The sequence below is a fragment of the Mycobacterium sp. E796 genome (genome assembly GCF_001672815.1).
Classification (GTDB): Bacteria; Actinomycetota; Actinomycetes; order Mycobacteriales; family Mycobacteriaceae; genus Mycobacterium.
In genome coordinates, this window is the sequence record NZ_LZKK01000356.1 from 1 (window position 1) to 10,622 (window position 10,622).

The 10,622-nt window shown below is 68.2% G+C and carries 6 protein-coding genes and 1 riboswitch; of the genes, 5 read left to right on the plus strand and 1 reads right to left on the minus strand.

The features are described from left to right. On the minus strand, positions 1-4,741 hold a 4,741-nt coding region (locus A5706_RS29580), incomplete at its 3' end, for a type I polyketide synthase (protein ID WP_231985465.1). Between the two features lie 1,037 nt (positions 4,742-5,778). On the opposite strand from A5706_RS29580, the gene A5706_RS29585 reads away from it, so the two are divergent. From A5706_RS29585 to A5706_RS29605, 5 genes are all read left to right on the plus strand, one after another. Beyond that, positions 5,779-6,342: a carboxymuconolactone decarboxylase family protein gene (locus tag A5706_RS29585; protein ID WP_156767406.1), complete on the plus strand. Its 564-nt coding sequence runs from the start codon at positions 5,779-5,781 to the stop codon at positions 6,340-6,342. Positions 6,343-6,382: 40 nt separating this feature from the next. Continuing rightward, positions 6,383-7,507 carry a nitronate monooxygenase family protein gene (locus A5706_RS29590; protein WP_068139418.1) on the plus strand — a complete coding sequence of 375 codons (1,125 nt, stop codon included), beginning with the start codon at positions 6,383-6,385 and terminating at the stop codon, positions 7,505-7,507. Next, positions 7,504-8,148 carry a TetR/AcrR family transcriptional regulator gene (locus A5706_RS29595; protein ID WP_068139421.1) on the plus strand — a complete coding sequence of 215 codons (645 nt, stop codon included), beginning with the start codon at positions 7,504-7,506 and terminating at the stop codon, positions 8,146-8,148. Before A5706_RS29590 ends, A5706_RS29595 begins: the two co-directional genes overlap by 4 nt. A gap of 94 nt (positions 8,149-8,242) precedes the next feature. After that, a riboswitch (M-box (ykoK) riboswitch) is annotated at positions 8,243-8,412 on the plus strand. A gap of 287 nt (positions 8,413-8,699) precedes the next feature. Continuing rightward, the gene (locus tag A5706_RS29600) at positions 8,700-8,930 is read left to right on the plus strand and encodes an Rv1535 family protein (RefSeq protein WP_068139423.1); all 231 of its coding nucleotides are present in this window, start codon (positions 8,700-8,702) and stop codon (positions 8,928-8,930) included. A 290-nt stretch (positions 8,931-9,220) separates the two neighbouring features. Further along, on the plus strand, positions 9,221-10,622 hold a 1,402-nt coding region (locus tag A5706_RS29605), incomplete at its 3' end, for a class I tRNA ligase family protein (RefSeq protein WP_156767405.1).

Sequence of the window (10,622 nt, forward strand, 5' to 3'; positions counted from 1 at the left end):
CGTGCTCAATTCCCATGTCGCGCAACAGCTGTCGACGTTGCTCGCTGCCGGCCGTGGCGAAGATCTCCGCCCCCGCCGCGCGGGCGATGGCGATCGCCGCCTGCCCGACGCCGCCGGTACCGGAGTGGATCAGCACCTTGTCGCCGGCCTTGATCCGGGCCAGTTCGTTCAGCCCGTACCAGGCGGTGGCGTGCGCGGTGGTCACCGCGGCCGCCTGCGCGTCGCTCAGCCCCTCGGGCAGCGTGGTGGCCAGGCGCGCGTCACACGTGACGAACGTGGCCCAGCAGCCGTTGGGGGACATGCCGCCGACGTGGTCACCGACCTTGTGGTTGGTGACGTCGGGTCCGACGGCCGTGACCACGCCCGCGAAGTCCGTGCCCAGCTGGGGCAGGATGTTGTCCAGGCTCTGGTAACGGCCGAACGCGTTGAGCACGTCGGCGAAGTTGATGCTCGACGCGGTGACGGCCACCTCGATCTGCCCCGGTCCCGGCGGCACCCGGTCGAACGCGGCGAACTCCATCGTCTGCAGGTCACCCGGCGTGCGGATCTGCATGCGCATGCCGTCGGTCTCGTGGTCGATGACGGTGGACAGCCGCTCTTCGGGACGCAGCGGGGTGGGGCACAGGCGCGCGCTGTACCACTCGTCGTTGCGCCAGGCCGTCTCGTCCTCGCCGGGGCCCGTCATCAGCAGCTGGCGCACCACCTGCTCGGCGCCGGTCTGCTCGTCGACGTCGATGTGGGTGGTGTGCAGGTGCGGGTGCTCGGCACCGATCACCCGCAGCAGGCCGCGCAGACCGCCCTGGTCGAGGTTGGGAACGTCCTCCGACAGCACCTTTTGGGCGTTCCGGGTGACGACGAACAACCGGGGCGACTCGCCCTGGAGTTCCGGGAGCTCGCGGGCGATGCGCACCAGGTGGTGCACCAAATCACCGCCACGCACGGCGCTTTCGTCGTCCGGGTTGCCGTTCTTCGGCTCGGTCACCACGACCACGCCGGCAAACTCGCCCTTTTCGACCTCGTCGCGCAGCCGTCCGGCCATGGCCTGGTGGTCGGCCCGGTGCGGCCAGGACAGGGTCTTGCATTCCGCGTCGTGCAGCTTCATCGCGTCGGTGAACGCTGCGGCCACCAGGTCGGCGGCGTCGGAAGTGCTGATCAGCAGCCATGCGCCGGTCTCGGCGGCGGCGGCCTCGGGCAGCTGGCGTTGCTGCCATTCCACCGTGAGCAGGCGCTCGGCCATCACCTTGGCCCGCTCGCCGCTCGGCGAGATGCCGGTGCCCATCTGCAGCCCGCGCACGGTCAGCAGCACGGTGCCGTGCTTGTCCAGCACGTCGAGGTCGGCCTCGACCGCTCCGCCGCTCGCCGAGGTCACCCGTGAGTAGCAGTAGCGGGCGGTGCTCACGGGGCCGTGGACCCGAAGCCGGCGAACACCGAGCGGCAACAGCAGGCCGCCCAGGCTGGCGTTCGCGACGCTGGGATGCGCGGCGACCGACTGGAAGCAGGCGTCGAGCAGCGCCGGGTGGACCCCGTAGTTCGTCTGCTGGGTCCGGATGACGCTGGGCAGCCCGATCTCGGCCAGCACCGTGGTGCCGGTTCCCTCGGCGGTGTGCGCGCCGGCCAGGCCGGTGAAGGCGGGACCGTACTGGATGCCGCACAGGTCCATGGCGTCGCGGAGGTCGGCGCCCTCCAGGCGGCTCGGGTGTGCGTCGAGCAGCTCGTCGATGTCCTGCGCGGTCGGCTGGTCTTCGTCGTCGACGTCGTGCAACACCGCGGACGCGCGGCGGGCCTGCACGCCGTCCTCATTGGTTTCCACCACGAAGGTGAGCGCGCCGGGCGTCTCAGCGGTGGCGGTGAGGCTGATGTGGGTTTCCTCGTCGAGCATCAGCATCTGCTCGAAGCGGACGTCGCGAACCTCGGATGCCTCGCCGAAGACGGTGCGCGCGGCGGCCAGCGCCATCTCGCAGTAGGCCGCACCCGGCAGCGTGGCCGTGCCGTGGACCTGGTGGTCGGCCAGCCAGGGCAGCGTCGCCGTGCCGATGTCGGCCTGCCAGACGTGGCGCTCCGGCTCCTCGGGCAGGCGGACGTGCTGGCCCATCAGCGGGTGCACCGCGACGCTGGAGGCCAGCGCGCGCGAGCTGTGACCCTCGCGGCTCAACAGCAGTGACCGGTGCGTCCACGCGGGCAGCGGCGCGTCGACCAGGTGCCCGCCGGGGTACAGCACGGAGAAGTCGACCGTGGCGCCGGTGGCGTACAGGTCACCCAGCAAGCCGCGCAGGCCGTGGGGGAGCGGCTGTTCGCGCCGCATCGCGGCGAGCGCGGCCACCGTCATGTCGAGGCTGCGGGCGGTCTGGTCCACCGCGTGGGTCAGCAACGGGTGGGGCGACAGCTCGCCGAAGACGCGGTAGCCGTCTTCCAGCGCCGCCTGGACCGCGGCCGAGAAACGGACCGTGTGACGCAGGTTGTCGACCCAGTAATTGGCGTCGCAGTAGGGCTCCTCGCGCGGGTCGAACGAGGTGGCCGAGTAGTAGGGGACCTCCGGGGTCAACGGCTCGATCTCGGCCAGCACGTCGTACAGCTCGTCGAGGATCGGGTCGACCTGCGGCGAATGTGACGCCACGTCGACGGCCACCTCGCGGGCCATCACCTCGCGCTGCTCCCACACCGCCACCAGTTCGCGGACCGTGTCGGTCGCGCCGCCGATGACGGTGGACTGCGGAGAGGCCACCACCGCCACCACGGCATCGTTGACGCCGCGCGCCATCAGCTCCGAAAGCACTTGCTGGGCAGGCAGTTCCACGGATGCCATGGCGCCCGAGCCGGCGATCTTGGTCATCAGTCGCGAGCGGCGGCAGATGACCCGCACCCCGTCCTCGAGCGACAGCGCCCCGGCGACCACGGCCGCCGCGGACTCGCCCATCGAATGGCCGATCACCGCGCCGGGCCGGACCCCGTAGGACTTCATCGTGGCCGCCAGCGCGACCTGCATGGCGAAGATCGTCGGCTGCACCCGGTCGATGCCGGTGACCTTCTCGGGCGCGGTCAGCGCTTCGGTCACCGAGAACTCGGACTCCTGGGCGATCAGCGGCTCGATCTCGGCGATGGCCGCCGCGAAGGCGGGCTCGTTCGCCAGCAGGTCGGTGCCCATGGTGGCCCACTGCGACCCCTGCCCGGAGAACACCCAGACCGGGCCGCGCTCCTCCTGGCCGACGACTTCCTGAAACAGCGCGTCACCGTTGGCGACGTCCCGCAGGCCCGCCAGCAGCTCTGGAGTGTCGCTGGCCAGCACGGTAGTGCGCACGGAGCGGTGTCCCCGCTTGCGGGCCAGCGTGTAGGCCAGGTCCGGCGCCGCCAGCTCGGTGGCGTGGGCCTCGACCCAGTCCGCGAGCCGTGCGGCGGTTTCGCGCAGGCTGTCGTCCGAGGTGGCCGACAGTGGGAAGAGCAGCGTGCCGTCGCGGCCGGGCCGGGTCGCCGCGCCGTTGCGCGACAAGGGTTCTGGGGCTTCCTCGATGATGGCGTGCACGTTGGTGCCGGAGATTCCGTACGCCGACACTGCCGCGCGCCGCGGTTGATCGCCATCATTCAGCGGCCACGGCGTATTCTCTTGCGGCACAAACAATCCGGTGTCGATCCGGGCCATTTCGTCGGGCAGGCCTTCGAAGTGCAGGTTCTTGGGAACCACACCGTGCTGGACCGAGAGAACCGCCTTCATCATCCCCAGCGCACCCGCGGCCGCCTGGGTGTGCCCGAAGTTCGTCTTCGAGGCGCCGAGCACGCAGGGGTTGCCGATGCCGTATACCTCGGCCAGGCTGCCGTATTCGATCGGGTCGCCGACTGGGGTGCCCGTGCCGTGTGCCTCGACCATGCCGACGGTGCTGGCGTCCACGCCCGCCGCCGCGAGCGCCGCGCGGTAGACCGCCGCCTGCGCCTCGCCGGACGGCATCGCGATGTTCATGGTGTGGCCGTCCTGGTTGGCGGCCGTGGCGCGGATCACACCGAGGATCCGGTCGCCGTCGCGCTGCGCGTCGGTCAGGCGCTTGAGCAGCAGCACCACGCAGCCCTCGCCGGAGACGAAGCCGTCGGCCTTGACGTCGAACGCGAAGCAGTGCCCGGTGCCCGACAGCATGCCCCCCGCCGAGGCGGAAGCGGACCTGCGCGGCTCCATCATCACGTTCACGCCACCGGCGAACGCGAGGTTGCTCTCTCCGTCGTTGAGGCTGCGGCAGGCCTGGTGGATGGCGAACAGGCCGGAAGAGCACGCGGTGTCGATGGTGACCGCGGGACCGTGCAGTCCGAGCGCGTAGGCGATGCGCCCGGACGCCATGCAGGAGATGGTGCCCGGGTTTCCGTAGGGACCGTCAAAGGCGTCGGTGGCGGCGTGGACGAATTGGTAGTCGCCGTAGTTCAATCCGACGAAGACACCCGTTTCCTCGGCCATGGTGTCCTTGGTGAGGCCGGCATGTTCCATGGCCTCCCACGCGGTTTCCATGAGCAACCGGTGCTGGGGGTCCATCGCGGTGGCTTCTTTTTCGGTGATGCCGAAGAACTCGGGGTCGAAGTCGCCGACGTTGTCCAGGAACGAGCCCCACTTGCAGACCGAACGGCCCGGGACGCCCGGCTCGGGGTCGTAGTAGTAGTCGACGTCCCAGCGTTCGGCGGGAATTTCCTTGACAAGGTCGTCGCCACGGAGCAACGCTTCCCAAAAGAGGTCAGGTGAGTTGATACCCCCTGGCAGCCGGCATGCCATCCCGATGACGGCAACCGGAGTCACGCCTGCCTTATCCACTGTCCTTCACCTCTCCTTGCCTATCCACAAGTTCCTATCACTGCTGCTCGCTCTTATCTGGGCTTCGAGAAATCTCGTCGAATTTTTTTGTGCGAGCTGGCAACTCCGCCGCAACGCGCAAAAAACCCACCGACCCCCGGATCGAAGCCCACCCGTAAGAACATGGCGCGATCAGCAGCGTAGCGGCTTCGCTTCTCACGCGTGGAAAAATCGTGCGAACGTACAAAAATTTAACAATGCCCTGGCCAGGGCCGGTCGACGTCGGGCTTGGCCGAAGGCCCAGACGCATACTTTTGGGACGGTATTTGGCCATAACGTCGTACTGCCGTCAACGCCAGAGGCGCTGTCCGCCAAGGTGTCCGGCGTTTACCTGCCCGAACAGGCATGACCAGGGACGTTGTCAGCGCGCGCCGCCGAGGGCTGGCTGCGGCAGCCCGACCCACGCGGGCCGGGACGGAGACCAAATTGGGCGCACCGATGCCCTGCATCGAGGATGCGTAATCACGCCATGCTAGGGGCTATTGCGAAACTCCGCAGGGAAATCGCTGAAATCTTTAAGATTGCAAGTTAAGTCCAACTGAATTGTGGCGAGATTCATACTTTGTCGTCATTGGCGTGTCCTGTTCGGGGCCGAACCGTGCGGGCGGGCGCAGGGCGTGGGCGTCGTCCAGGGGGACCGATCACAGTCCGATCACGGCAGCCCGCGACTTTGTATTCATTCGCTGGCGAGGGACGGGCTGGGCCAGCGCGGCGAGCCGGCACTGAGCCGACGGCGCCGGGGTATCCGTGTGGGCGCCAAAGGCATTCGCACGCGCCGCCCCGGCGCAACCCGCGCCGGAACCGCGGTTTTCACCGCCCGGTACCGCGTTGCGGCATTGGGGCTCCGTGCTTTTCGTTCATCATTCTTCGGCTCCGACGTCTGCTGCCGCTGGCTACCATTGCCGGTGAACGCGAGGTGTCCACCAGTGGACGGAGGGCTCAACACCATGACCCCACCGATTGGGCAAGCCCGGGTCCCCCGACTGCCACTTGACGTGGCCAAAGCCGCCGCCGACGAGGCCGCGGTACCCGACTACATGGCGGAGCTCAGCATCTTCCAGGTTTTGCTCAACCATCCGCCGCTGGCGCGTGGCATCAACGACCTGCTGGCGACAATGCTCTGGCACGGCGCCCTCGACCCGCGGCTGCGCGAGCTGGTCATCATGCGGATCGGCTGGCTGACCGCGTGCGACTACGAGTGGACGCAGCATTGGCGGGTCGCGTCGGGGTTGGGGGTGAGCACCGACGACCTCATCGGTGTGCGCGATTGGCGAGGGTATGAGGGCTTCGGGCCGGCCGAGCGCGCGGTGCTGGCGGCCACCGACGACGTGGTGCGCGACGGCGCGGTGAGCGCCGAGAGCTGGGCCGCGTGCGAGCACGAATTGCACGGCGATACAACGGTTCTCATCGAGCTTGTCACCGCCATCGGGGCGTGGCGAATGGTCGCGTCGATCCTGCGCAGCCTCCAGGTCCCCTTGGAAGAGGGCGTGTCCAGCTGGCCGCCGGACGGCCGGTCGCCCTAACCGATTGACTTATCAGTCAATAAACTCTTAGCGTCTTGCAATGCGAACCAGGGTCGCCGAGATGCTCGGCGTTGAGTTTCCGATCTGTGCCTTCAGCCACTGTCGCGACGTGGTCGCCGCGGTAACCAACGCCGGCGGGTTCGGCATCCTCGGCGCCGTCGCGCACAGTCCCCAGCGCCTGCACAACGAGCTCACCTGGATCGAGGAGCAGACGGGCGGCAAGCCCTACGGCGTCGACCTGCTGTTGCCGCCCAAGTACGTCGGCGCCGAGCAGGGCGGGATCGACGCCAAACAGGCGCGCGAGCTGCTGCCCGAGGAGCACCGCGCGTTCGTCGAGGACATCCTGTCCCGCTACGGCGTCGTTGCCGCCGCCGAGGAGCCCAGGGCGTCGGCCGGGGGCCTGAACATCTCGCCCAAGGGCTACGAGCCGCTGCTCGACGTGGCGTTCGAGCACGACATCCGGCTGATCGCCAGCGCGCTCGGGCCGCCGCCCGCCGACCTCGTCCAGCGCGCCCACGACCGGGGCGTCGTGGTGGCCGCGCTCGCGGGCACCACGCAACACGCGCGTCGGCACGCGGCCGCGGGCGTGGACCTGGTCGTCGCGCAGGGCACCGAGGCGGGCGGCCACACCGGCGAGGTGGCAACCATGGTGCTGGTCCCCGAGGTGGTGGACGCCGTGTCGCCGGTCCCGGTTCTCGCGGCCGGCGGGATCGCCCGGGGCCGCCAGGTCGCCGCCGCCCTGGCGCTGGGGGCCGAAGGGGTGTGGTGCGGATCGGTGTGGCTGACCACCGAAGAGGCCGAGACGGTCCCCGTCGTCAAGGAGAAGTTCTTGGCGGCCAGCTCCTCGGACACGGTGCGCTCCCGGTCGATGACCGGAAAGCCGGCGCGAATGCTGCGCACGGCCTGGACCGACGAGTGGGAGCGGCCCGACACCCCCGATCCGCTCGGCATGCCGCTGCAGACCGCGCTGGTCACCGGCTCTCAGGTGCGCATCAACCAGGCCGCGACCAATCCGGACTCCAAGGCGCGTGAGCTGGCAACGTACTTCGTCGGCCAGGTGGTCGGTTCGCTCGACCGGGTCCGCCCGGTCCGCTCGGTGGTGCTCGACATGGTGGAGGAGTTCATCGACACCATCGGCCGGCTCGACGGCCTGGTCGGTACGTGACCAGCGCGACCCGCCGGCGCCGCGCGGTCAGCGACGAGGACAAGTCGCAGCGGCGCGAGCAGATCATGTCGGCCGCCAAAGACGTGTTCGCGCGCAAGGGTTTTCATGCGACGACGATTGCCGACATCGCGAGGCGCGCCGGCCTGGCCTACGGCTCGGTCTATTGGTACTTCGACTCCAAGGACGAGCTGTTCCACGCGTTGATGGCGGCCGAGGAGGGCGCGCTGCGCGCCCATGTTGCGGCGGCGTTGGGGACTCCGGCTGAGAACGCCGGGCAGGAGGAGTCGCTTCGGGTCGCGGTGCGGGCGACGCTGGAGTTCTTCGAGTCCGACAAGGCGACGGTCAAGCTGTTGCTGCGGGATCCCTGCGCGCTGGGCGAGCGCTTCGAAAAGCATCTCGTCGGGATCTACGAGCGGTTCATCGACGACATCGAAAGCTTCATCGTCGCCGCCCAGGAGCGCGGCGAGGTGGTCACCGCTCCGCCACGCATGGTGGCGTACACGCTTGCGGCGCTGGTGGCCCAGCTGGCGCAACGGCGGCTGAGCACCGACGACGGCGTCACCGCTGCTCAAGTGGCCGATTTCGTGGTGGCGCTGGTGCTCGACGGGTTGCGCCCACGCTGCGCCGGTGAAACTTGTTAAATCCTGTGTGCCCGCGTAATGACTGCATAAAGATTCGGCCACATCGACGAGATCACATTGACCGTGTCATGGCGGTCATGCATGATCGGTCGCGTATGCACCTCGTTAGGTGAGGCGTCTACACGAATACAGGCCACTGACCCCGAACGTCGAAAGACGCCCCGGGTCAGGACAGCTCCTCCCGGCTTAAGGGTTGAGCCCAGGTGGCTTCCGAGGAATCGGACACGTCGTGTAGTGCCAAAGCTCTGACGAGAGGGGTGCGGATCTCCGGCGACTCGCCGGTTTCTGTACTCCTTTTGGTGCGCGTGGATCGCGCGGGCAACCGCACGCGTCGTGACGTCGAGGAGGTGAGGGACGTATGAGTTCCAGCGATAGTCCGGATCGAAGTCCGGGCCGTGTTCCGTCCCGATCCGACCTGAAGCGCGACGTTCTCGGCTGAGTCGCCGCAACGCTAATCGGCTTACCCGCCAAGCGTTCTCGGATCGGAACCACAACGGGATGGGACACGTCAGTCCAGTCAACGTTCGTTTGAGTTCCGTCAGGAGACGATCATGACCGCAGTTCTGCACGACGAAGTGGTAACCGTCGCGCCCGCCCGCAAGCTGACCGTGGTGCGCGACACGACCCCGGCCCCCGCGCCCAAGAAGACAACGCGTCGTGAGGGCACGACCATCGTCATCAGCGACCCGCTGGTGGACGGCGCCGCCCACTTCTTGGCCATCGGGGTGCGACACGTGTACGCCGCGCTGTGGCGCGTCGGCGTACTCGATGTCCGGGCCTAACTGCCTCCACTCCAAGGGGCTACCCGGCCGCAGGTCTTCCCTGAGACCAGGTAGCCCCTTGGAGTGCCGGGTTCCGTAGAATCGAGACACTGGCATCGATCCGGCGATCACCGGGGAGCCTTCGGAAGAACGGCCGGCAGGCTCAGTAGAACCGAACGGGTAGGCCCGTCACAGCCCTCACGAGCGGTCGCGCGAGAGCGCGGCAAGCGGGGTGGTACCGCGGCGCTCGCGCACCTTGCGCGTCGTCGTCCCCGGCCTGAGCATGATGGCCACAGGAGACGACACAGACCGTGACCGAGAACGCTGACGTCAAGGCGTACCCGAAGCTGGCCGGTGGGGCGCCCGATTTTCCGGCTCTCGAAGTCGAGGTTCTCGACTACTGGGCCCGTGACGACACCTTCCGCGCCAGCATCGCCCGCCGCGACGGCGCTCCGGAGTACGTGTTCTACGACGGGCCGCCGTTCGCCAACGGGCTGCCCCACTACGGTCACCTGCTCACCGGGTACGTCAAGGACATCGTGCCGCGGTATCGCACCATGCGCGGCTACAAGGTGGAGCGCCGGTTCGGCTGGGATACCCACGGGCTGCCCGCCGAACTGGAGGTCGAACGCCAGCTCGGCATCAACGACAAGTCCCAGATCGACGACATGGGGATCGCCGCGTTCAACGACGCCTGCCGCGAATCGGTGCTGCGCTACACCGACGAGTGGCAGGCGTACGTGACGCGCCAGGCCCGCTGGGTCGACTTCGACAACGACTACAAGACGCTGGATCCCAGCTACATGGAGTCGGTGATCTGGGCGTTCAAACAGCTGTGGGACAAGGGCCTGGCGTATGAGGGCTATCGGGTGCTGCCGTACTGCTGGCGCGACGAAACCCCGCTGTCCAACCACGAATTGCGGATGGACGACGACGTCTACCAGAGCCGCCAGGACCCGGCCCTGACGGTCGGTTTCAAGGTGGCCGGGGGTGAGCTCGACGGCGCCTATCTGTTGGTGTGGACGACGACACCGTGGACGCTGCCGTCGAACCTCGCGGTGGCCGTGAACCCCGAGGTGACCTACGTGGCGGTCGAGGCGGACGGCCGCCGCTTCGTGCTGGCGGAGGCGCGGCTGGCCGCGTACGCGCGGGAATTGGGTGAAGAGCCGGACGTGCTGGGTACCTATCGGGGCGCGGACCTGCTTGGTCTGCGCTACGTTCCGCCGTTCCCATATTTCATGGACACCCCCAACGCATTCCGGGTGCTGCCTGGTCAATTCGTGACCACCGAGGACGGCACCGGGATCGTGCACATGGCGCCGGCCTACGGCGAGGACGACATGGCGACCTGTGATGCGGCCGGCATCGTGCCCGTCACCCCGGTCGATTCGAAGGGCCGGTTCGACGCAAGCGTCCCGGATTACCAGGGGCAGCGCGTCTTTGACGCGAATCCGCACATCATCCGCGACCTGAAAAACCAGAGCGGCCCGGCGGCGGCCAACGGCGCCGTACTGGTCCGCCACGAGACCTACGAGCACCCCTACCCGCACTGCTGGCGGTGCCGCAATCCGCTGATCTACCGGGCCGTGTCGTCGTGGTTCGTCGCGGTCACCGAATTCCGCGACCGCATGGTCGAACTCAACCAGCAGATCACCTGGTACCCCGAACACGTCAAGGACGGCCAGTTCGGCAAGTGGCTGCAGGGCGCGCGGG